This window comes from Actinomadura mexicana, assembly GCF_900188105.1.
GTDB lineage: Bacteria > Actinomycetota > Actinomycetes > Streptosporangiales > Streptosporangiaceae > Spirillospora > Spirillospora mexicana.
On sequence record NZ_FZNP01000014.1, the window covers coordinates 170,745 to 192,967 of the forward strand.

15 protein-coding genes are annotated in these 22,223 nt (G+C 75.7%); 9 read left to right on the forward strand and 6 right to left on the reverse strand.

What is annotated here, in order from left to right; translation table 11 throughout:
• Positions 1-14: 14 nt before the first annotated feature.
• Together CHC11_RS42955 and CHC11_RS30815 are read right to left on the reverse strand one after the other, a co-directional pair.
• Positions 15-548 (reverse strand): CGNR zinc finger domain-containing protein, encoded by a 534-nt coding sequence (locus CHC11_RS42955; RefSeq protein WP_245919972.1) that lies wholly within the window; start codon positions 546-548, stop codon positions 15-17.
• A 260-nt stretch (positions 549-808) separates the two neighbouring features.
• Positions 809-2,254, reverse strand: a complete 1,446-nt coding sequence (locus tag CHC11_RS30815; RefSeq protein ID WP_218826318.1) for a type I glutamate--ammonia ligase — start codon at positions 2,252-2,254, stop codon at positions 809-811.
• 98 nt (positions 2,255-2,352) lie between these two features.
• Between CHC11_RS30815 and CHC11_RS30820 the strand changes: the two genes are divergently transcribed.
• The 4 genes from CHC11_RS30820 to CHC11_RS30835 are packed head-to-tail and all read left to right on the forward strand — an operon-like array spanning position 2,353 to position 7,542.
• Complete coding sequence (locus CHC11_RS30820) at positions 2,353-3,468, forward strand: amidohydrolase family protein (protein WP_245919973.1); 1,116 nt, start codon at positions 2,353-2,355, stop codon at positions 3,466-3,468.
• 42 nt (positions 3,469-3,510) lie between these two features.
• Positions 3,511-4,899, forward strand: coding sequence for an FAD-dependent oxidoreductase (locus CHC11_RS30825; protein ID WP_089315361.1), 1,389 nt, complete (start codon positions 3,511-3,513; stop codon positions 4,897-4,899).
• A gap of 37 nt (positions 4,900-4,936) precedes the next feature.
• Positions 4,937-5,368 (forward strand): hypothetical protein, encoded by a 432-nt coding sequence (locus tag CHC11_RS41695; protein ID WP_179279088.1) that lies wholly within the window; start codon positions 4,937-4,939, stop codon positions 5,366-5,368.
• Between the two features lie 14 nt (positions 5,369-5,382).
• Positions 5,383-7,542 carry a DUF4132 domain-containing protein gene (locus CHC11_RS30835; RefSeq protein WP_089315363.1) on the forward strand — a complete coding sequence of 720 codons (2,160 nt, stop codon included), beginning with the start codon at positions 5,383-5,385 and terminating at the stop codon, positions 7,540-7,542.
• Here CHC11_RS30835 and CHC11_RS30840 read toward each other — a convergent pair.
• Entirely contained in the window at positions 7,539-8,780 is a 1,242-nt protein-coding gene (locus tag CHC11_RS30840) for a tetratricopeptide repeat protein (protein ID WP_089315364.1), read from the reverse strand. The genes CHC11_RS30835 and CHC11_RS30840 overlap by 4 nt on opposite strands.
• A 50-nt stretch (positions 8,781-8,830) precedes the next feature.
• Complete coding sequence (locus tag CHC11_RS30845; protein ID WP_089315365.1) at positions 8,831-9,940, reverse strand: cystathionine gamma-lyase; 1,110 nt, start codon at positions 9,938-9,940, stop codon at positions 8,831-8,833.
• A gap of 192 nt (positions 9,941-10,132) precedes the next feature.
• On the opposite strand from CHC11_RS30845, the gene CHC11_RS30850 reads away from it, so the two are divergent.
• Genes CHC11_RS30850 through CHC11_RS30870 form a run of 5 tightly spaced genes read left to right on the forward strand, consistent with a single transcriptional unit; the run spans position 10,133 to position 20,004 of the window.
• A complete protein-coding gene (locus tag CHC11_RS30850; RefSeq protein WP_089315366.1) occupies positions 10,133-13,438 on the forward strand; it encodes a DUF4132 domain-containing protein in 3,306 nt (1,101 codons plus the stop codon).
• Positions 13,435-14,589, forward strand: a complete 1,155-nt coding sequence (locus CHC11_RS30855; RefSeq protein ID WP_089315367.1) for an ATP-binding protein — start codon at positions 13,435-13,437, stop codon at positions 14,587-14,589. Before CHC11_RS30850 ends, CHC11_RS30855 begins: the two co-directional genes overlap by 4 nt.
• Complete coding sequence (locus CHC11_RS30860) at positions 14,589-16,898, forward strand: DUF5682 family protein (RefSeq protein ID WP_089315368.1); 2,310 nt, start codon at positions 14,589-14,591, stop codon at positions 16,896-16,898. The genes CHC11_RS30855 and CHC11_RS30860 overlap by 1 nt, the downstream gene beginning before the upstream one ends.
• Positions 16,895-18,058 (forward strand): VWA domain-containing protein, encoded by a 1,164-nt coding sequence (locus CHC11_RS30865; protein WP_089315369.1) that lies wholly within the window; start codon positions 16,895-16,897, stop codon positions 18,056-18,058. Before CHC11_RS30860 ends, CHC11_RS30865 begins: the two co-directional genes overlap by 4 nt.
• The gene (locus CHC11_RS30870; RefSeq protein ID WP_089315370.1) at positions 18,055-20,004 is read left to right on the forward strand and encodes a hypothetical protein; all 1,950 of its coding nucleotides are present in this window, start codon (positions 18,055-18,057) and stop codon (positions 20,002-20,004) included. Before CHC11_RS30865 ends, CHC11_RS30870 begins: the two co-directional genes overlap by 4 nt.
• A 7-nt stretch (positions 20,005-20,011) precedes the next feature.
• On the opposite strand, the gene CHC11_RS30875 is transcribed toward CHC11_RS30870, so the two are convergent.
• Entirely contained in the window at positions 20,012-20,950 is a 939-nt protein-coding gene (locus tag CHC11_RS30875) for an MBL fold metallo-hydrolase (RefSeq protein ID WP_089315371.1), read from the reverse strand.
• A 57-nt stretch (positions 20,951-21,007) separates the two neighbouring features.
• The gene (locus tag CHC11_RS30880) at positions 21,008-22,066 is read right to left on the reverse strand and encodes a rod shape-determining protein (RefSeq protein WP_089315372.1); all 1,059 of its coding nucleotides are present in this window, start codon (positions 22,064-22,066) and stop codon (positions 21,008-21,010) included.
• Positions 22,067-22,223: the final 157 nt, after the last annotated feature.

Sequence of the window (22,223 nt, forward strand, 5' to 3'; positions counted from 1 at the left end):
GCGAGGGGCGCGGCTCACTCCCGCCGGCGAGCGCGGAACGCGGCGACGTTCGTGCGGTTCGCGCACGCCTCCGAGCAGAACCGGCGCCGCCCCGCCCGCGAGGTGTCGGCGTACACGCGGTCGCAGCCGCCGGCGGCGCAGACGCCCGTCCGGCCGAGCCCGTGCTCGACGATCAGCTCGGCGAGGTTCATCAGCGTGGTCGCGCGGAACCGCTCCACCAGCCGGGACGACGGCGGCGCGTAGTGCATGTGCAGGCCGTGCGGCTCGTGGTCGGCGAGGTGCGGGTGCATGGGGATCTCCAGCATCAGCCGGTTCAGCATCGCCGTCGCCTCCTCCGGCCGGCCCGCCTCGAAGAAGGGGCGCAGGACGCGCCCCCAGCGCCGGAAGTCGGCGGCGTCGGCGTCCTCGAACTCCTGCCAGAAGAACTGGTTCTCCCGCAGGACGCGGCGCAGCGCGTCCGGGGAGTCGTCCCCGTCGGCGCTCGTCACGGCGTTGACCAGCGCGGCGGCGGCCGCCACCCCGTGGCTCTTGTATCCGGTGATGCGCATTACCCGGGCCTCCGGTCCCGCAGCCGATCAGTAACTGTTATCTTACCTATAACCATTACAGACGTCCCTGGATGCGCGGTGGAATGCCCACGCTGTGGCTGGCCTGAGTCCGATGTCCACGAGGTGCTGTCGCGGCACCTGACCTCCGAGGGAGTGGTCACGTATACCCGCTGCGCCTGCGGGAGGCCGCAGATGCGCGTCCAGGGCTTCGAGCCGGGCCCGGTCGTGGCGGCCGGACGCGACGACGCGCCGAAGCACCGCTAGTGCCGCCAGCGGGTGGCGGCGGCCACCTGCTGCGGCGTCGCCCCGTCCAGCAGGGCGATCTCCCCGCGCCGCACCACCGCCACCGTGTCGGTGACGGCCTCGCCGAGTGCCTCGCGCAGGACGGCGTCGGCCTCGAACGCCGCGACCGACTCGGCCAGCGACGCGGGGAGCGGGGCGATGCCCCGCGCGGCGCGCTCCTCCTCCGCCAGGCCCGCCGGGTCCACCTCGACCGGCTCCGGCAGCCTCAGATCGGCGCCGAGGCCGTCCCGCCCGGCCGCGAGCAGCGCCGCCAGCAGCAGGTACGGGTTGGCGGCGGCGTCCAGGCACTTGACCTCCAGGTTCGCGGCGGTCGCCCGCTCGCCCTCGGCCCCCGTCACGAACCGCAGCGCGGCCTCCCGGTTCTCCAGCCCCCAGCACGCGTACGCGCCCGACCAGTGCGACGGGACCAGCCGCAGGTAGCTCGCCACCGAGGGCGCGCCGACCGCGAGCAGCGCGGGCAGCCGGCGCAGGATGCCCGCGGCGAACGCCTCCCCGGCCGCCGTCATACCGTACGGTCCGGGTCCGCCCGCCATCGCGTTCACCGCGCCGTCCGCCGTGCCGTCCCGCCACAGGCTGAGGTGGGCGTGCGCACCGTTGCCGACCGATTCGGCCTCGACCTTGGGGGAGAACGAGGCGGCCATCCCATGCCGGATCGTCACCGCCCGGATCGTCTCCCGGACGACCACGGCGGTGTCGGCCGCGCCGACCGGGTCCTCGGCGGCCACCGACACCTCGTACTGCCCGGCCGCGTACTCCGGGTGCAGCTGGACGACCGTCACGCCCGTGGCCTTGAGCGACTCCAGAAGGTCACGCAGATAGCCGGCCAGCTCGGTGACCCGCGTCATCCCGTACGCGGGGCCCCTGCAGGCGGGGGAGAACTCCTCGCCGCCGCCGTCCGACACCGCCCACTCGATCTCGAACGCGGCCTGCACCGCGAAGCCGCGCCCGGCGAGCCGGTCCGCCTCGCGGCGCAGCAGGGCCCGCGCGTCCAGCGGGTGGACGGATCCGTCCTGGCCGTACCGGAGCGCCGGCGCGTGCGCCCAGCCCGGCAGCGCGGCCAGCGGGACGAGCCGGTCCAGGTCGGGATGCAGCCGAAGGTCCCCGCTCGGGCCGCCGATGTGGCGCCCGGACACGATCGAGTCGTCCAGCAGGAACACGTCGAACACCGGGGACATCCCGACGCCCCACGCCGCGGCGTGCTCCAGCCGCTCCACCGGGACGGTCTTGGTGCGGGTGATCCCGCTGACGTCCACCCACGTCAGCGCGACCGCCACGATGCCCTCGCCGGCCAGCCTGCGCGCCGCCTCGGCCGCGCGGGCGCCGAGCCGGGCGCGCTCCCGCCCGTCCAGGGCCTGCCCTCCGGCGTCGTTTCCCTGGAAGGCGGTCTGAGAGGTGGGTTCCACGGTTGCTGGCTCCTGGTCGGACGGCGGCGGAGGTGAACACGCTCCGTAAGGGCATCGTAGGGAGAACGCAGTCGTGTTTCCGGGAGGATGCGAGAGCCGTGCTGGAGTATCTGGAGTCGCTGCGGCTGGTCGACCACCACTGCCACGGTGTCCTCGGCAAGGACCTCGGCAGGACGGCGTTCGAGGAGATGCTCACCGAGGCGGAGACCGCGGGACCGCCCGGCGTGAGCATGTTCGACACCCAGGTCGGGTTCGCGCTGCGGCGCTGGTGCCCGCCCGTCCTGGACCTCGGCGCCCACGCCGAGCCCGACGAGTACCTGGCGCGCCGGGCCGAGCTGGGCGCCGCCGAGGTCAACCGGCGGTTCCTGGCCGCCGCCGGGCTCGACGCGCTCTGCGTCGACACCGGCTACGCACCGGAGGTGATCCTCGACCCGCCCGGCCTCGGCCGGCTGGCCGGGGCGCAGGCGCACCAGATCGTCCGGCTGGAGTCCGTCGCGGAGCGGGTGGCGGCGGACGGCGTCGAGGCGGGGCGGTTCGCCGGCGAGGTGCGGTCCCGGCTCCAGGCCGCGGACGCCGTGGGGGCCAAGTCGATCGCCGCCTACCGGGCCGGGCTGGAGCTGTCGGGCGCGCGGCCGTCGGAGGCGGAGGTCGCCGGCGCGGCCGGGCGGCTGATGCTCGCGGCGGAGGGCACCGGCGCCCCGCCGCGCGTGTGCGACGAGGTCCTGCACCGGTTCCTCGTCTGGTGCGCGGTGGACGCCGGGCTGCCCGTCCAGTTCCACGTCGGCTACGGGGACGCGGACGCCGACCTGCGCCGCGGTGACCCGCTGCTGCTCGTCGAGCTGCTGCGCGCCATGGACCCCGTCCCCGCGATGCTGCTGCACAACTACCCGTTCCACCGGCACGCCGGGTACCTGGCGCAGGTGCTGCCGAACGTGTACGTCGACGCGGGCCTGGCGACCCACAACCTCGGGCACCGCTCGCCCGTGCTCATCGCCGAGCTGCTGGAGCTGGCGCCTTTCGGGAAGGTGCTCCACTCCTCGGACGCCTTCGGGCTGGCCGAGCTCTACCACCTCGGGGCGCTGCTGTTCCGGCGCGGGCTCGCCGGGTTCCTGGCCGGCGGCGTGGAGGACGGCGCCTGGACGGCCCGCGACGCCGAGCGGGTCGCGGGGCTGGTCGCGTCCGGCAACGCCCGCCGGGTCTACGGTCTGGGGTGAGCTGATCTTTCGGATGGAACGGGTAAGTCGGGAGGAACCGGGATGGCCGCACGTGAACGCCTGCTCGTCGTCGGGGGCGACGCCGCGGGGATGAGCGCCGCGTCCCAGGCCCGCAGGCTGCGCGGCCCGGACGAGCTGGAGATCGTCGCCGTGGAGCGCGGGCACCACGCGTCCTACTCGGCGTGCGGCATCCCCTACTTCGTCGGCGGCGTGGTGGAGGAACTGGACGCGCTCGTCGCCCGCACGCCCGCGCAGTTCCGCGAGCGCGGCATCGACCTGCGGCTGCGCACCGAGGCCGTGGAGATCGACCCGGGCGGCGGCCGGGTGCGGATCCGCTCCCTCGACGGGGGCGGCGAGCGCTGGGAGCCCTACGACCAGCTCGTGATCGCGACCGGCGCCGTTCCCGCGCGCCCGGACCTGCCCGGCGTGGACGCGAAGGGCGTGCACGGCGTGCAGATCCTCGACGACGGCGTGGCGATCCGCCGCGCCGTCGAGGAGGGGAGTCCGCGCCGCGCCGTCGTGGTCGGCGGCGGCTACATCGGCCTGGAGATGGCCGAGGCGATGGTGATGCGCGGCCTGGAGGTCTCGCTCGTCGACTTCGCCGACCAGCCGATGCGCACCCTCGACCCGGACATGGGCGCGATCGTCGCGGACGCGATGCGCGGCATCGGCGTGCGGCTGTACCTGGGGGAGCCGGTCGAGGGCTTCGACACCTCCCCGGACGGGCACGTCACCGCGGTCCGGACGCGGAACCACACGCTGCCCGCCGACCTGGTCGTCCTCGGGCTCGGCGTGCGGCCGGCCTCCGGGCTGGCCGAGGGCGCCGGGATCGAGACCGGCCCGACCGGCGGGATCGTCACCGACCGGCGGATGCGCACCCGCGCCGAGCGGGTGTGGGCGGCGGGCGACTGCGTCGAGACCCGCCACCTGGTGTCGGGCGCGCCGGTCGCGATCGCGCTCGGCACGCACGCCAACAAGCAGGGCCGCGTCGCCGGGATCAACATCGGCGGCGGCTACGCCACCTTCCCCGGCGTGGTCGGCACGGCCGTCTCCAAGATCTGCCGGGTGGAGGTCGCGCGGACCGGGCTGAACGAGGCCGAGGCCGCCGCGGCCGGGTTCGAGACGCTGAGCGCGGCCGTCGAGTCCACCACCCGGGCCGGCTACATCCCGGGCGCCGCCGCGATGACCACCAAGCTGATCGCCGAGCGCCGCTCCGGGCGGCTGCTCGGCGCGCAGATCGTCGGCGAGGAGAACGCCGCCAAGCGCGTCGACGGCCTGGCGATCGCGCTGTGGAACGGGATGACGGTCGAGGAGATGACGGGCCTCGACCTCGGTTACGCGCCGCCGTTCGCGCCCGTCTGGGACCCCGTCCTGGTCGCCGCCCGCAAGGCCGCCGACGCCGTCGAGCGGGACATGCGCTCCGAGTCCTGATCCGCTCTGTCGGTGATCTCCCCTACGGTGTGACCTCATGGCGACTGCGGGGCCGGTGGCGGCCGGCGAGAGCATCTGGGAGATGCCGGACGTGTGGCGGCGGATCGCCCATCCCCGCCGGGACCGTCCGGGCCCGTGGCCGCGGGCGCGGATCGACGCCGCGGCGGCGGGCAGGGCGCGGGCGCTGGTGGAGGCCTCCAGAGCCGATGTCGAGGACGTCCTCGCGCTGCCCGGCACGGCGCCCGAACTGGCCGAGAACGGCCTGCCGTTCGCCGCCTGCGCCTTCGCCGGGCTGTCCGACATCACGGCCGACTACCCGCAGGTGGGGAGCAAGGCGACCTGGAGGGTGTGCGGTGGGGCGAGCCGTCCCGAGCAGAGGTGGCTCGGCGGCGGCGCCACGGGGTCCTTCGCCGACCTCGACCCGGTCACCGTGTCCGAGATCCTCGCCGACCTGGCGACGCTCAGCTGAGGAAGAGAACCCCCATGGATCTGCCGAAGGCGCTGCTGGACCCGCCGTGGGCGCGCAAACCGGCGCCCCTGCCGTCCGGCGACGACCCGGTCATCGTCCCCGGGCTGGCCGCGCCGGACGACCGCGCGGTCGTCTGGGCGCCCGGCGAGCGCGAGAGCTGGGCCGCGGTCCGTCCTTACGGGTCCTGGCAGGACGGCGAGTGGGAGGAGGCCGCCGAGAAGTTCCGCGACGGGCGCATGGGTTACGAGCCCACGCGGGCGGGGTTCCTCGCGCAGGCGCCCGAGCATCTCGCGCGGCCGCTGCTGGCCGGGTGGGAGCCGCACGTGACCTGGGACTTCGGCCATTCCCTCCAGCCGATCGTGGCGCGTTTCGAGACCGCCGCCTGGGACGTGGCGGTCCGGCTGGCCAAGCAGAACCCGTACGGGACGGGCACGGTCGTGCTGCCGTTCCTGTCCGCCGAGGTGGCCCGGCTGGTCGCCGACTGGCTCTACCGGCTCACATCGGCTCAGAAGCTCGCGCACGCGTGGTTCGACCGGCACGGACTGGCGGCCGTCCCGTACCTGGTGCCGGACGCGCTGGGCAAGCGCGTCGGGCCGCGCCGGGGCGCGGTCAAGGCCCTGCGGCTCATCGAGGGCGACGTCGTGGGGGCCGCACGCGTCCACGGCGACGAGGCGGCCGAGGCGGTCGCCCGGCTCCTCGCCGCGGCGCCGCCCGGCACCGCGCCCGTCGAACCGCCGGTCAGGGCGCCGTCCCTGCCGAAGTGGCTCGACGCCGACGCCCTCCCCCGCCCGGTCCTGCGGGACGGCGGGGAACTGCCCCGCGAGGCGGCCCGCACCCTTCTGCTCGCCCTGACGGTGAGCCCGGGCGGCCGGCTCGACGCGACCGGCGTCGTGGACGGCGCCGCCCAGGTCTGCGAGCCGGAGTCGCTGACCGCGCTCGTCTGGGCGCAGTTCGAGGCATGGCAGGCGGCGCGCATGCCCAAGGGCAGCGGGTTCGTGCTGTCGGCCCTCGGACGCTTCGGCGACGACGTGGTCGTCCGGCGGCTCGCGCCGCTGGTCAGGGAGTGGCCGGGGCGCAGCGGCGGGTACAGCAGCGCCGTCCAGGGGCTCGAAGCGCTGGTCGGCATCGGCACCGACCTCGCCCTGACGCACCTCAACGGCATCGCGCAGAAGTCCCGGTACAAGGGGCTGCGGGGCGAGGCGCAGCGCAGGCTGGCGCAGATCGCGGAGCGGCGCGGCCTGACGGCCGGGCAGCTCGCCGACCGGCTCGTCCCCGACTTCGGCCTGGACGCCGACGGGGCCCTCACCCTCGACTACGGCCCGCGCCGCTTCGTCGTCGGCTTCGACGAGCAGCTCAAGCCGCAGGTGTCGGACGAGGGCGGCGCCCGCCGCAAGGCGCTGCCCAAACCCGGCGCCAAGGACGACCCCGACCTGGCCCCGGCCGCCTACCGGCGGTTCGCGGAGCTGCGGAAGGACGTCCGCGCGGTCGCCTCCGCCGAGGTGGCCCGGCTGGAGTCCGCCATGGTCACGGGCCGCGCGTGGACGCGCGGCGAGTTCGGCGCGTTCCTCGTCGCGCACCCGCTGATGCGGCATCTCGCCCGCCGGCTCGTCTGGCTGAGCGGCGACCTGGCGTTCCGGCTCGCCGAGGACCGGACGTTCGCCGACCTCCACGACGAGGCCGTCGAGCCCGCCGCCGCGGCGGACGTCCGGATCGCCCATCCGGTGCTGCTGGGCGACTCCGTGGCCGCCTGGTCGCAGGTGTTCGCCGACTACGAGATCCTGCAGCCGTTCCCCCAGCTCGGACGTCCCGTCCTCGCTCTCGCCGACGGCGAGGGCGAGGGCGGCAGGCTCGAACGCTTCGAGGGGCCGACCGTCCCCACCGGCAGGCTCCTCGGCCTCACCCGCACGGCGTGGAGGCGCGGCGCCCCGCAGGACAACGGCATCGAGCACTGGATCTCCCGCACGCTCGCGCCGGGCGTCACCGTCGTGGTCGACCTGAGTCCCGGCATCGCGGTGGGCTACGTCGACCTGCACCCCGTCCAGAAGATCGAGCGGGTCTGGATCGGCGCGGCGCCCGGCGACCCGTCCCGCACGATCGGGAACGGTCTCGCCGGCGTCGACCCGGTGCTCGTCTCGGAGCTGCTCGCCGACCTGACCAGCCTGACCGCGTCCTAGGCGAAGCGGCTGCTCGGCACGGGGCCGGGGGAGCGCACCATGTCCCTCGGCCCGGTGAGCCAGTGGCCGGCGACCGACCGGACGAAGCCCGCCAGGCGCTCGTCGGGGTCCGGCGGCGCGCCGTCGTCGCCGTCGTCCGGCAGGGGGGCGGCGGCGACGATCTCGGCGGCAAGCTCCTGTTCGGGGCGCTCGTCCGGCGGCATGGTCTCCGGCTCGCCGCCGGGCGTGACCCGCAGCCGCTCGCCCCAGGGCGCCACCGCCACCTGGTGCAGGAAACCGGTGACGTCGGCGCTCACCACGGGCGGGTCGGTCCAGCAGGACGCGTGCTCGAACAGCACCTGCCCTTCGGTGCGCTCCCGCAGGCCGTCGGCGTCCGTCTCGTTCAGGTCGTAGGCGACCACGAGCGCCCCGGGGCGCCCCGGGGCGAACGGTTCGGCGGGCAGCCCGAACAGCCGTGCCGCGGCGAGCCCCACGATCCTGCTCGACCGGTCGGGCAGCAGGCCGACCGACACGGGACGCCGCCCCGCCGCTTCCAGGACCAGCCGCAGCCGGTCGAGGGTCCGCCGGCACAGGGCGAAGCTGTCGGAGGTGTAGGCGTAGCGCCCCGTCATGCCGTCGTCGAACCCGTAGGGCGAGATCGTGGCGAGGACGCCGCCGCCCAGGGCGAAGTGCCAGCCTCGCAGGTCGCGGGAGTCGAGCGGGCCGGCGGCCCGCGCCCGCGCGACCATTCGCGCGAGCCGGTCGCGGGCCGGGACCCAGTCCTCGTCCGGCGCGGGCAGCCGCGCCGCCTCGCGGGCGGCGCGGTCGAGGTCCCCGGAGAACAGCGCGTTGTAGGCCAGCAGGTACCGGGCGGGCCACGGGTCCAGCGCGTCCACGCGCGGTTCCAGGGCCGCGACGGCCTCGGCGTGCCGGTTCTCGCGTTCCAGCGCCGACACGAGCTCCATGAGCAGGACGGGTTCGTCCGGCATCATCTCCAGCGCGCGCCGCAGCGCCGGGACCGCCAGGAAGGCGATGCCGCGCTCGACGCAGGCGTAGCCGAAGTCGTAGAGCTGCTGCGGCTCCTGCCGGACGGCCAACGCCGCGGCCGCCTCCCGCATGTCGTCGAAGCCGGACAGCGCCGCCGCGCCCTCCATGAGCCGCGCGACCTCGCCCGGCTCCATCGCCTCGGCGTTGAACCGCAGATGCCGGATCAGGCCGGCGATGTCGCCGCTTTCCAGAAGTGCCCGCGCGTCGCTCATGGGCGGCCACGCTAGCGCCGGCCGCCCGCGCCGATCACCCGGTTTTCGCGCTACCCGATCGCCGCCAGCGCCTGCAGGACGTCCGCGACCAGGTCGTCGGTGTCCTCGACGCCGGCCGAGAAGCGCACGAAGCCGGGTGGCACGGCGTCGCCGCCCCACCGGGCGCGCCGTTCGGCGGAGCTGTGCACGCTGCCGAAACTGGTGGCCTGCATGACGTGCCGCAGCGAGCCGAGGAACCTCTCGGCGGACGCCTCGTCCCTCAGGGCGAACGACACGACGCAGCCGAACCGGCGCATCTGCCGGGCCGCGACCTCGTGGGACGGGTCGTCCGGCAGCCCCGGATACCTGAGCCCGGACACCTCCGGACGCCCCCGCAGCGCCTCGGCCACGGCCAGCGCGTTGGCCGCCTGACGGTCCAGCCTCAGCTGGAGCGTGGCGAGCGACCGGTGCGCCAGCCACGCCTCCATCGGCCCGGGGATCGCTCCCACGGTCCTGCGCCAGACCCGGACCGCTTCCGCCAGCTCCGGGTCGCGGGTCGCGACGTGCCCGAGCAGCAGATCCCCGTGCCCGCTCAGCGACTTGGTGTCGCTGGCGACGGAGAAGTCGGCCCCGAGGTCCAGCGGCCGCTGCCCGAGCGGGGTGGCGAGGGTGTTGTCCACCGCCACGAGCGCGCCCTCCCGGTGCGCGGCCTCGGCCACCCGCCGGATGTCGCACACGTGCAGGTCGGGGTTGGACGGGGTTTCGAGCCAGACCAGCCGCGCCCCCTCCAGCAGCCCGATCTGGGCGTCGCCCGCGGTCGGCCCCATGCGGACCACCGCCCCGTACGACTCCAGGCGCTCCTTCAACGCGCGGGTCGTGTGGTAGCAGTCATCGGGCAGGACCACCACGTCGCCGGACCGGACCTGCGACAGGAGGACGCCCGCGACCGCCGCCATCCCCGAGGAGAACGAGACGGCCTCCGCGCCGCCCTCCAGCTCGCCGATCGCCCGCTCCAGCAGCGTCCAGGTCGGGTTGGAGTCGCGCCCGTAGGTGTAGGGCCCGCTCGCCTCCCCGGTCAGGTGGTAGTGCGCCGCGAACACGGGCCCGGGCAGGGCCGGGGCGAAGTTCTCCGCCTCCGGCCGCCCGGCGCCCACGGCCAGCGTCCCGTCCCCGATCTCCATGCGCACCCTCCCCGGCGAGTCCGGCCCCCATCGTCCCACCTGCGGAACCTCGCGACCGGGCGGCCCCCTCAGGGGTTGCGCAGAGAGTCGGCCATGCCGCGGGCCGTCTCCGATTCCTCGATGCGGTCCCCCGTGTCGATCATTCACCGGATCCTACGGATTTGTCGGCGCGCTCCTCTACGGTTGGGCGGCATGGAAGATCAGCTCCCCGGCGAGGACGACCTGGTGGTCCCGGACGCGTGGCGGCGTTCGCTGCACGCGCGGCGCGGCGGCGCGCCCGGTCCCAAGATCAAGGTGAACGGATCGGCGGCGCGCGACGTCCACGACTTCGTGGAGGGGACGGCCGGAGCGGTCGAGGCCTTGCTGAAGGACGGAGCCGGCGAGCCCGAGCTCGCCGAGGCGGCGCGGCGGCACCTGGACGGGCGGGCCGATCCGTCCGGCGCGGCGGCGGTCGCGGCCGTCACCTCGATGGGCGTGGGCGGCCACCACCAGGACAAGGTGTACCGGGCGTACGTCGACGCATGGGTCGGTGAGCACGGGGTCGCGTTCGCGGCGTGCGCGCTGGTGGAGCTGAGCCGGACGCAGGCCGTCAGGCAGGGCGGCGGCGGCGGCAGCTGGCGCGGCACCTCGGTCGGCGCCCGCCGCATCGCGGACGAGTACGCGCTCAGGGTCCCGGAGCAGGAAGCGCGGCGCGTCCGCGGGCTGCTGGCCGTCGCGTCCGAGGCCGACTACGCCGACGCGGTCGAGCGGCTCGCGGCGTACAGGTCCGGCTGGTGCGCGGGCTGGCTGGTGTCCTACCTCGTCCCGACCCGGGAGGACTGGGTCGACGAGTGCTGCGCGGCCCCGCCCCCGCAGGCGCGCCGCCATGACCTGCTGTGGACGGTGATGCCGGCGCTGGGCAAGCCGGAGCAGCTGGCGGCGCCGTACCCGGCACGCGGCCTGTACTACGGCCAGGCGACCCGGGCCCTGCTCGCCAGCATGGCCGACGGCATCGGCCCCGGCGTCCTGCCCTTCCTTCTCGCCGAGGCGGACCGCGACCACCTGGAGTCCGAGGACCGCAAGCGCATCTTCGAGGCGATCGCGATCCTGCCGACGGACGAGGCTTTCCAGGCGCTGCTCGACCGGCTCGACCACAGGCACGTCCGGGCCGCCCTCGGGGAGGCCGCGCGCAGGTTCCCGCTGCGGGCGCTGCGGCTGCTCGCCCGCGCGGGCGCCCACGACCTGCTCGCCTCCCATGTCGAGGCCAACCCCGAACTGGTCGCCGCGGCGCTGCCCGGCCTTCCGGAGGACGCCGCCGCCGCCGTCCGGCGCGTCGCCGCCGGGTCCGACCGCGTTGCGGAGGCGGCGCCCGAAGAGCTGCCCGCCGTGCTCACCGAACCGCCGTGGCTGCGCCCGCGGCGCCCCGTGCTGAAGGGCCTCACGGTTCCGGAGCCGCGGCTCGCGTGGCGGGACGGCGAGCTGCAGGAGTGGCTCAACTGGGACCCGAAGACCGAGAAGCCGGACGACCCCGACTGGGAGGCGCTGGTCGAGGCCTACGAGTCCGCGGGCCACGACTCCGGCAACGTGCAGCTGATGGTGTACGGGCCGCAGGAGCTGATCCGTCCCCTCATGCCCCGCTGGAAGGGCTACGGCGTCCGGTGGGCTCACGTGTGGATGCGGCCGCTCGCGGCCCGCTACGGACTCGACGCCCTGCCCCCGGCGCTCCGCACGGCCAAGGCGTTCCCGGACACCTGCTGCGAGCCGCTGATGCCGTACCTGGACGGCGACGTGGCGATGTTCATGGCGGAGGGGCTCGTCAGGCGCGGCGCGCTCCTCGTCCCGGCCCGCCAGTGGTTCGGCCGCCACGGGCTCGGCGCGGTGCCCCTGCTCGTCCCGGCGGCGCTCGGCGAGAAGCCCAAGGACTGGCGGCACGCCGAGACCGCCCTGCGGTACGTGCAGGACTTGCGCGGCCTCGACGGCGTGGTGGCCGCGGCCCGCGACGCGCATGGCGAGGAGGCCGCCGAGGCGATCCGGACGCTGCTGTCCACCCCGCCGGTGGAGACGGGTCTCGACCAGCCTCCCAGGATCGGCGCATGGGTGGATCCGACGCCGCTCCCGCAGGTGCTGCTGCGGGGCCGTGACCGCGCCCTCTCCCGGGACGCGGTCGGCCACCTGGTCGGGCTGCTCGCCCTCCCGACCCCGTACGGGATGGACGAACTGGCGGAGGCGTGCGCACCGGGCACGGTGGCCGAGTTCGGGTGGGCGCTGTTCCGGCAGTGGCTCGACGCCGGCAAGCCGTCCAAGGACGCCTGGGCCCTGCGGCAGCTCGGCCGCACCGGCGACGACGACACCGTCCGGCTCCTCACTCCGGTCATCCGGGCGTGGCCGGGGGAGGGCGGGCACAAGAACGCCGTCCACGGCCTGGACGTGCTCGCCGAGATCGGCACCGACGTGGCGCTGATGCATCTGCACGGCATCGCCCAGAAGGTGAAGTTCAAGGGCCTGCAGGCGGAGGCGCAGGAGAGGATCCGGCAGGTCGCGAGACGGCTCGACCTGACCACCGACCAGCTCGCGGACCGGCTCGTCCCGGACCTCGGCCTCGACGCCGAGGGGGGCATGACCCTCGACTACGGGCCGCGCCGCTTCCTCGTCCGGTTCGACGAGCAGCTCAAGCCGTTCGTCGCCGACGAGGACGGCAGGCAGCGCAAGTCCCTCCCCAAGCCCGGCGCCAAGGACGACCCGGAACTCGCGCCGGCCGCCCACAAGGCGTTCGCCGGGCTGAAGAAGGACGTCCGCACCGTCGCCGCCGACCAGCTCCGCAGGCTGGAGCAGGCGATGGTGACGCGGCGCCGCTGGACGCTCGCCGAGTTCGGCGAGTACATCGTGCGGCACCCGCTCGTCCGGCACATCGCCCGCCGTCTGGTCTGGCTGTCGGAGGACGGCGGCACGACCGCCGCGTTCCGCATCGCCGAGGACCGGACGTTCGCCGACGCCGGCGACGACGCGTTCGCCCTCCCCGAGTCGGCGCGCGTCGGCATCGCCCACCCGCTGGATCTCGGCGACATGGCGAAGGCGTGGTCGGAGGTCTTCGCCGACTACGAGATCACGCAGCCGTTCCCGCAGCTCACCCGCGCGGTCCACACGCTGACCGAGCAGGAGCGCGGCGGCGGCCGGCTGGAGCGGTTCGAGGGGCTCAAGGTGCCCTTCGGCAAGGTCCTCGGCCTGGTCAAGCTGGGCTGGGACCGTGGCATCCCGCTGGACGCCGGCGGCGAGCGGTGGATCTCCCGGCGCGTCGCCGACGGCCGTTACGTCGTCGTCGGCCTCGACCCCGGCATCTCGGTCGGCGCCGTGGACGCCACCGGCGACCACCAGGTCCTCGATTACGTTTGGCTCGCGACGGAGCCCACCGACTTCTGGCCCGGCAAGGGCACCTCGCTGACGTTCGGCGAGCTGCACCCCGTCACGGCGTCCGAGATCCTGTCCGACCTGACCACCCTCGCCGAGGCGGCCGAGAAGTGAGCGACACCACCGGCCGGGCCCCGGCCGGCCACCAGCGGCCCCCGGCCGAGATCCGGTTCGCCGGCGAGCTGGAGAGGCTCCGCGAGAGCGACCCCGGGCCGAGGCCGCCCGGATGGGCGCTCGGCCTGACGGCCGCGCGGCGGTTCATCGTCGGGGACGAGACGCTCGGCGTCCGCCGCAAGTTCGTCGGCGACACCGCCCTCATCGACCGGGCCCTGGTCACCCTCGCCACCAGCCGGGGGCTGATGCTCGTCGGCGAGCCCGGGACGGCGAAGTCGCTGCTGTCGGAGCTGATCGCGGCCGCGGTCAGCGGCACCTCCACGCTGACGATCCAGGGGGGCGCGGCCACCACCGAGGACCAGATCAAGTACTCGTGGAACTACGCGCTGCTGGTGTCGGAGGGGCCGTCCACGCGCTCCCTCGTCCCGGCGCCGCTGCTCACCGGGATGGCCGAGGGCAGGGTCGTCCGGTTCGAGGAGATCACCCGCTGCCCGCTGGAGGTGCAGGACTCGCTGCTGTCGCCGCTGTCCGACCGCGTCCTGGCGATCCCGGAGCTGTCCCGCGCGGCCTCCGCGGGGAGCGGGGCGCCCTCCTCCCACGGGGGGCAGAGCGCGGACGCGATGGTGTTCGCGCGCGACGGGTTCAACATCATCGCGACCGCCAACACCCGCGACCGCGGCGTCAACGAGATGAGCGCCGCGCTCAAGCGGCGGTTCAACTTCGAGACCGTGTTCCCGATCGCCGACTTCGCGACCGAACTGGACCTGGTCGAGCAGGAGGCGGGACGGCTGCTGGAGCACAGCGGCGTCGAGGTCGCGCCGCGCCGGGACGTCCTCGAAGTGCTCGTCACCGTGTTCCGGGAGCTGCGCGACGCCACCACCGAGGAGGGCCGGTCCATGGACCGGCTGTCGGCGGTGATGAGCACCGCCGAGGCGGTGTCGGTCGCCCACCAGGTCGGGGTGCGCGGCTGGTTCCTGCGCGGCGAGGAGGGCGGAGCCGCCGACATCGTCGAGTGCCTCGCCGGCACCGCCGCCAAGGACAACCCCGAGGACCTGGCCCGGCTGCGCCGCTACCTGGAGCAGCAGGCGCCCCGCCGCGACGGGGAGCAGTGGAAGGCGCTGCACGCCGCCCGGCACCTGCTGCCCGGCTGATGGGCGTCACGTTCGTCGGCGTCCGGCACCACAGCCCCGCCTGCGCCCGGCTCGTCCGGGAGACGATCCGGCGGCTGCGGCCCGCGTACGTGCTGGTGGAGGGGCCCGCCGACTTCGGGGACCGGATCGGCGAGCTGCTCCTCGGCCACGAGCCGCCCGTCGCGGTCTTCAGCTACTACCGGGACGCCGAGCGCGTGCACGCGTCCTGGTCGCCGTTCTGCGCCTACTCCCCGGAATGGGTCGCGCTGAACAAGGGCCGCGCCGCCGGGGCGGAGCTGCGGTTCATCGACCTGCCGGCCTGGCACCCGGCGCTCGCCGGCCGCAGCAACCGCTACGCCGACGCCGAACGCCGCTACGCCGAGGTGACCGCGCGGCTGTGCCGGGAGTTCGCCGTCGACAACACCGACATCCTCTGGGACCACCTGTTCGAGATCGACGCCGAGGGGGCGGGGGAGCGGCTCGACGCCTACTTCGGGCTCCTGAGGGGCGAGGCGGAGGCCGGGGAGGACGACACCGCCCGCGAGTCGTACATGGCGCAGTGGGTGCGGGCGGCCGAGGCCGACGCCGGCGACCGCCCCGTCGTCGTGGTGACCGGCGGCTTCCACAAACCGGCCCTCGAAGCGCTCGCCGCGTCCGGCGGCACGGCGTGGCCCCGCGTGCCCGAGCCGCCCGGCGACGCCGCCGGCGGCAGCTTCCTCGTCCCGTACTCGTTCCGGCGCCTCGACGCGTTCACCGGCTACCAGTCGGGCATGCCGTCGCCCGAGTACTACCAGCGGCTCTGGGAGGAGGGCCCCGACGCGGCGGCCGGGGCGCTCGTGGAGACGGTCGTGGCCCGGCTGCGCGAGCGGGGGCAGGTCGTGTCGACCGCCGACCTGATCGCCGCCCGCACCCTCACCGGCGGCCTCACCCGCCTGCGCGGCCACCCCGCGCCGGCCCGCACCGACCTGCTCGACGGCCTGGTGTCGGCGCTGGTGAACGACGACCTCGACCAGCGGCTCCCGTGGACCTCCCGCGGCGCGCTCGCGCCGGGGGCGCACCCGGCCGTCGCCGAGATGGTCGACGCGCTGAGCGGCGACCGGGCCGGGCGCCTGCACCCGGCCACTCCCGCCCCGCCGCTCGCCGGCCATGCGGCGGCCGAGCTGGCGCGGCTCGGGCTCGACCGCGACGGCCCGGTCGCGCTGAAGCTGACGACCCCGCGCGGGCTGGAGCGCAGCCGGGCCCTGCACCGCCTGCGCGTCCTGCGGATCCCGTTCGCGGACCGCGAGTCCGGCCCCGCCACGGGCGCCGACCCGGTGCTGGAGGAGCGCTGGACCGTGCACGCCTCCGACCGCGACGGGCGCCGCCACGCCGCGCTCATCGAGGCGGGTGCCTATGGGCCGACGCTGGCCGACGCCGCGGCGGCCGTCCTGGACGAGCGGATGAGCGCCGCGGGCGCCGACATGGAGCGCCTCGCCGCCGTGCTGTTCGACGCGGCGCTGTGCGGCTGCGCGGACCAGTCCGGCCGGATCGCCGAGTCGATCTCCGCCGGGATCGCGGGCGCCTCCGACATCGCCGCGCTCGGCGCCGCGCTCGGATCCGTCCTCGGGCTGTGGCGGCACGACCGCGTCCTCGGCACGGCCGGCAGCCCCCTGTTCGGCACCGTCATCGAGGAGTGCGCCGACCGGATCCTGTGGCTGGCCGAGGGCGTGCGCGGCGGCCCCGCGCCCGCCGACCTGCGCCGGCTCAGCGCCCTCGCCGCCGTCCGCGACGCGCTGCTGCACGCCTCCGGCACGCTGCGCCTCGACCGGGAGGCGGCGCTCGGCGTCGCCCGCCGCGTCGCCGCCGAAGGCGGCGCCCCGCCCGACCTGCGCGGCGCCGCCTTCGGGCTCGCCCGCGCCCTCGGCGACGCCTGCGACCCGGCCCGGGCGGTGCGCGGAGCGGCGGGCCCCGCGACGTTCGGCGACTGGCTCGCCGGGCTGTTCGCGCTGGCCAGGCAGGAGGTGCTCGACCCGGGCGCCGCCGTCCTCGGCGTCCTGGACGAGCTGGTCGCCGGGCTGAGCGAGGACGACTTCCTCGTCGCGCTGCCCGCGCTGCGGCAGGCGTTCGAGTTCTTCCCGCCCCGCGAGCGCGCGACCATCGCCCAGGGGCTGCTGGACCGCCGGGGCCTGCGCGGCTCCGCCCGCGCGCTGCTGCGCGCTCCTGACGCGCCGCTGCTCACCGCCGAGGCCCTGGCGCTGGACGCCCGCGTGGACCGGGCTCTCGCGGCCGCGGGCCTCACGGCGGATCCGGAGAGCCGGACCACCGCACAGAGCAGCGAGGAGGCATCGTGATCCCTCCCGACCTGGAACGCTGGCGGCTCGTCCTCGGCTCGCCCGCCGAGTCGTGCACGGGCGCGCTGGGCGGCGAGGCCGCCGAACGGGACGCGGCGCTCGGCTGGCTGTACGGGCGCGACCCCGACCTCGGCAGGCGCGGCGTGCGGCGCGGCTCCGGCGGGGGCGGCGACGCCGGGACCGACCGGTCCGACGACCGCACCGGCGGGACCGGGCCGTCCCAGCTCACCACCGTCGACTGGCTCGACGCCGTGCACCGGCTCTTCCCGAAGGGGACGATCGAGCGGCTCGAACGCGACGCCGTCGAACGCTACGAGATCCACGAGATCGTCACCGACCCGGCCGTCCTGGAGCGCATCGAGCCGGACGAGGCGCTCCTGCGCGCCGTCCTGCGGACCAAGCACCTGATGAACCCCGAGGTCCTCGCGCTGGCCAGGAAGATCGTGGAGGCGGTCGTCCGGCAGTTGACGGAGCGGCTGGCCACCGAGGTCCGGCAGGCGTTCCACGGCACCCGCACGCGGCGGCCCAGCCGCGTGAAGAACTCCCGCAACTTCGACTTCCACGGCACCGTCCGCGCCAACCTCGCCCACTACCGGCCGGACGAGCGCCGCCTGTACATCGAGAACCCGAGGTTCGTGTCCCGGACCAGGCGGCACGTCGAGCAGTGGCAGATGATCCTGCTCGTCGACCAGTCCGGCTCCATGCTCGGGTCCGTCGTGCACGCCGCCGTCACCGCCGCTTGCCTGTGGGGGCTGCCCGGCCTCAGGACGCACCTCGTCGCGTTCGACACCGCCGTGGTCGACCTGACCTCCGACGTGACCGACCCCGCCGAGCTGCTGATGAAGGTGCAGCTCGGCGGCGGTACCGACATCGCGCGGGCCGTGGCCTACGGCGCCGGCCTGGTGGAGAACCCCCGCCGGTCGATCGTCGCGGTCATCACCGACTTCTTCGAGGGCGGGAACGAGTACCGGCTCGTCGAGGAGGTGCGGCGGCTCGTCCAGCAGGGCACCCACGTGCTCGGGCTGGCGGCGCTCGACGAGGAGGCCAACCCCTCCTACGACCGGAGGACGGCGCAGCGCCTCGCCGACGAGGGGGCCCACGTCGGCGCGATGACGCCGGGTCGGCTCGCCGCGTTCGTCGCGGAACGGATCGGCCGATGACCCGCGCCGACCTGCTCGCGCTGACCCCGGACGCGCTCGCCGCCCTCGCCAACCGCGGGCTGGTCAAGCGCGCCGCCAAGGACCTGGACGCCGGCGGCGGTCCCGAGGTCACCGTCTCCCCGGACGGCGGGATCGACGGCGCCTTCCCCGACGGGACCACGGCCTCCCTGCCCGCCGGAGCGGGGCTGGAGGCCGCGCGCTGCTCCTGCGGGGCGACCGGGACGTGCCGCCATCGCATCTGCCTCGTGCTGGCCTACCAGCGGACCGCCGCCGGGCCGGAGGCCCCCGAGGTCCCGGAGCCGACCGCCGGCTGGTCGCCGGGAGCCTTCGACGACGCCGCGCTCGCCCGCGTCCTCGGGCGGCGCGCCCTCACCGCCGCGCGCCGCGGCCTCCGCGCCGGGTACTCGGCGAAGATCCGCCGTCCCACCGCGCAGGATCCGGTGGCGCGGGTCGAGCTGCAGACCTGCACGGTCCGGTTCCTGGTGCCGGGCGAGCTCGGCTACGTCCACACCGACGCGGTGGCGGCGGTGCGCGGCGAGGTCACCGTGCTGGCCGTCTGGGCGTTCCGCGCCGCCGACGAGCGCGGCCTGGAGGGCGAGGAGGTCCGGCTGGAGGTCGGCGGTTCGGCCGAGGCCGGCGGGGACGGCCTCGACGCCGCCCTCGACCTCGCCGACCAGGTCCTCCTGGAGGGCGCGGCGCACGCCGGGCCCGTCCTCGTGACCGCGCTGGGACGCACCGCCGCCGACCTCGCAGCGGCCGGCCGGCACTGGCCGGCCGCCGCGTTCGGCGACCTGGCCGAACAGCTGGCCGCCCACCACGACCGCCGCGCCGACCACGACCCGGCGCGCGTCGCGGAGCTTCTCGCCGAGGTCCACGCCCGGCACCGCGCCGTGCGCGGCGGCGCCGCCCGCTCCCAGGTGCTCGGCACGGAGGAGGCCGCGGACACGCCGCTGCGCCGCGTCCGCCTCGCCGCCCTCGGCTGCCGCGTCGGCGGCACGCCCGCGGCCCGCACCGCCGACGTCTTCCTCGCGCACACCGGCACCGGCATCGTCCTCGTGCTGAAACGGCGCTGGGACGTCCCGGACGGCGACCGGCTCACCGGCGCCGACCTCGCCGGACGCCGCGTCCTCGGGTCGGCGCTGCGGTCCCTCGCCGCCGCGAACATCGTGTCCGAGAGCGCCTCGCGCAGCGCCGGGCGGGTCGTCCGGGTCGCCGCCGGGCGGATCGCCAGGACGACGGTCACCCCGCTCGGCGACACCTGGGAGAACCTGCCCGCCGCGCTGCTCGTGCGCGACCTGGCCGCCGAGGGGCGGGCCCTGGACGCGCTGCCGCCCCGCCTCGTGCGGCCCCGCGTGGAGGCGGAGCTGGTCCGCGTCGTCGAGATCGCCGAGGTCCGCGACATCGGCTTCCATCCCGGGGCGCAGCGGCTGGAGGCCGTGGTCGCCGACGCGGCGGGCACCCCGGCGCGCGTCTGCGCCGACTACAGCCCGCACCGCCCCGCCGCGCTGGACGCCCTGGCCGGAGCGCTCGCGGCGGAGCCCCGGTTCGTCTCGGGCGCCGTCCGCAGGGACCGCGGGGGCCTCGTCATCGACCCGTTCGCCGTGCTGACCGACGGCGGCCTCGTCGTCCCCGACCTCGCCCCCGGCGACGGCACCGCCGCCCTCGGGGCCCCGCCCGCGGCCCCGCCCGATCCGCTGGCCGGGGCGCTGGACGAGGCGCTCGCCGCCTGCGCGGAGGCGGCCCACCGGGGCCTGCTGCGCCTGCCGTCCGGGACGCGGGAGCGCATCGCCCGCGCGGGCGGGACGCTGGAACGCGCCGGCCTCCGCACCTCCGCCGGGACGCTCGCCGCCCTCACCGCCGCGCTCGGGGCCGACGACCCGCAGGGCATGACCCGCGCCTGGGCCAGCGCCCACATCCGCCTGGTCACCGCGGCCGAGCTGCGCTGACGCGCCGCTACGCGCGGCAGGTGAGCGGGCGGCCCCCGTTGAAGGCGACCATGTCGTTCAGGGCGGCGGCCAGGTCGATCGGCGCACCGGGCGCGTGCCCGTCCAGTTCGGCGTAGGCGCGGTACAGGTTGCCCACGAGGCGCTCGGGGTCGGTCAGCTCCGCGTACGGGCCGAGGTCGGCCTCGCGGGCGGCCTCCAGCGGCGACAGCCCGGCCGGCAGGGCCTCGGCCGCCGTCGCCTGGACGAACCGCGCGTAGCCGAGCACCTGATCGATGAGCTCGGGACCGCCGACGGGTCCGTGCCCGGGGACGATCGTCTCGGCGCCCAGCGGCGCGACGACCTCCTCCAGGACCTCGACCGCGCCCGCGACGGAGCCCTGCATCAGGAACGGGGTGCCGCCGTTGAACAGCAGGTCGCCGCAGAACAGCACCCGCCGTTCCGGGATCCACACGATGGAGTCGTTGGTGGTGTGCGCGGGCGTCCCGACGTGCCGGACCTCGCAGCGCAGGTCGTCCACCCACAGCGTCACACCGTCGGTGTAGGTGAGGAACGGCGGCTCGATCTCGACGCCGCCCCAGTCGACCTTCGTCCAGAACGGCTCGTCGAACGGCATGCCCCAGCTGAGCGCGCCCTCCCGCGTGCCCTCGTGGCCGACGACGGTCGCGCCGGAGAACAGGTAGTTGCCGAAGGTGTGGTCGCCGTGGTGGTGGGTGTTGACCAGCGTCCGGACGGGACGGTCCGTGACCGACCGGATCGACTCCAGGTACGCGCGGGTGCGGCGCTCGGTCGAACAGGAGTCGACGCTCGTCACCCCCCGCGCGCCCGTGAGGAAGCCGGTGTTGTTGATCCACCAGGTGCCGTCGGGCTGGAGGTAGGCGAAGATCCCGTCGGAGACCTCCTGCAGCCGCGGGCTTCCCGGTCCCTCGCGGTCGGGTGCGTCGCTCATGGGAGTGGGAGTGTAACCGGCACGGCAGTGCCCTCGGCAGCGCGCGGCGGGCCGCGTTCAGTACTCCGCCAGGCTCGTCAGCAGGTGCGGGCGCGGTGAGACCTCGCGGGCGGACGGCTCCCGGGACCCGGCGGACCGCAGCACCTCGCCGGCGCCGAGCACGGCCGCGTCGCCGGTGTCGTCCCCGACCCGCGCGCTCAGCCCCGTCCGGTCCTGGATCAGCCGTTCCAGGCCGGGCAGCCGGGCGCAGCCGCCGGTGAGCGTGATGCCGACGCCGAGCAGGTCGCCGGAGATCTCGGGCGAGCAGCCGGCGAGGCCGGCGCCGATCGCGTCCACGATCCGCGCCACCGGACCGGAGATCGCGCGGGCGACGTCCACGGTGGTCAGCACGACGCCGCGCGGCATGCCCGTCGCGATGTCGCGCCCGTGCGCGACGGTCTGCCGCACCGGGCGGCGGCCGAGCGGCGGCACGGCGCCGACCTCCAGCTTGGCCGCCTCCGCCCCCGCCAGCGACAGCGCGATGCCGTGCTCCTGCCGGACGAGCGCGGCGATGGCGCGGTCCAGCGCCGACCCGCCGACGTGCGCGGTGTGCGAGGTGACCAGGCCGCCGAACGCGATGACGCCCACGTCGGTGACGTCCGCTCCGATGTCGGCGATGATCGTGATGTCGGGCCGCCCGCAGGAGGTCATGCCCATCCCGATGGCGGCGGCGATCGGCGTCGGCACGAGCGTGAGGCGCCGCGCGCCCGCCTGGTAGGCGGAGAACTGCAGCGCCCGGTAGTGGACGGAGGTCAGCCCGCTCGGGACCGTGACGACCAGGCGCGGGCGCGCGGTGTAGTGGCGCCTGTGGTGGCGGCGCACCAGGTGCCGCATCAGGTACTCGGCCTCGTCGGTCTCGGTCGGCGCGCCTTCGCGGATGGGTCGCACGAGCGTGACGTCGGGGTTGCGCCCGGCCATCTCCCGCGCGGGGACGCCGAGGGCGAGGATGCGTCCGGTGTCCCGGGACCGGGCGAGCAGCGACGGTTCACGGCAGACGACGCCGCGGCCCTTCACATGCATCCGCACGGTCGCGCTGCCCAGGTCGATAGCGGTGTCCCGGCCCGCGAAATCCCACATCGCGCCCCTCCCAATCGCCCCGTTCGTCGCAAGAGTCCAGATGATTCCCGTGCAGGTCGCGGCGATGCCCACGCCCGGGTAAGCGAATCGCAACGACCTGGCGATCCAGGATCCGAAATGTCGGGAACGCGGGGCACGGTGCGGCGCTCGACCGGGA

Excerpts from the sequence above, each read along its gene's own strand:
- CHC11_RS30825 (WP_089315361.1), top strand. The coding sequence starts at position 3,511 with ATGGCCGCACGTGAACGCCTGCTCGTCGTCGGGGGCGACGCCGCGGGG.
- CHC11_RS30860 (WP_089315368.1), top strand. The coding sequence starts at position 14,589 with ATGGGCGTCACGTTCGTCGGCGTCCGGCACCACAGCCCCGCCTGCGCC.
- CHC11_RS30880 (WP_089315372.1), bottom strand. The coding sequence starts at position 22,066 with ATGTGGGATTTCGCGGGCCGGGACACCGCTATCGACCTGGGCAGCGCG.
- CHC11_RS41695 (WP_179279088.1), top strand. The coding sequence starts at position 4,937 with ATGGCGACTGCGGGGCCGGTGGCGGCCGGCGAGAGCATCTGGGAGATG.
- CHC11_RS30875 (WP_089315371.1), bottom strand. The coding sequence starts at position 20,950 with ATGAGCGACGCACCCGACCGCGAGGGACCGGGAAGCCCGCGGCTGCAG.
- CHC11_RS30845 (WP_089315365.1), bottom strand. The coding sequence starts at position 9,940 with ATGGAGATCGGGGACGGGACGCTGGCCGTGGGCGCCGGGCGGCCGGAG.
- CHC11_RS30870 (WP_089315370.1), top strand. The coding sequence starts at position 18,055 with ATGACCCGCGCCGACCTGCTCGCGCTGACCCCGGACGCGCTCGCCGCC.
- CHC11_RS30840 (WP_089315364.1), bottom strand. The coding sequence starts at position 8,780 with ATGAGCGACGCGCGGGCACTTCTGGAAAGCGGCGACATCGCCGGCCTG.
- CHC11_RS30850 (WP_089315366.1), top strand. The coding sequence starts at position 10,133 with ATGGAAGATCAGCTCCCCGGCGAGGACGACCTGGTGGTCCCGGACGCG.
- CHC11_RS30835 (WP_089315363.1), top strand. The coding sequence starts at position 5,383 with ATGGATCTGCCGAAGGCGCTGCTGGACCCGCCGTGGGCGCGCAAACCG.
- CHC11_RS42955 (WP_245919972.1), bottom strand. The coding sequence starts at position 548 with ATGCGCATCACCGGATACAAGAGCCACGGGGTGGCGGCCGCCGCCGCG.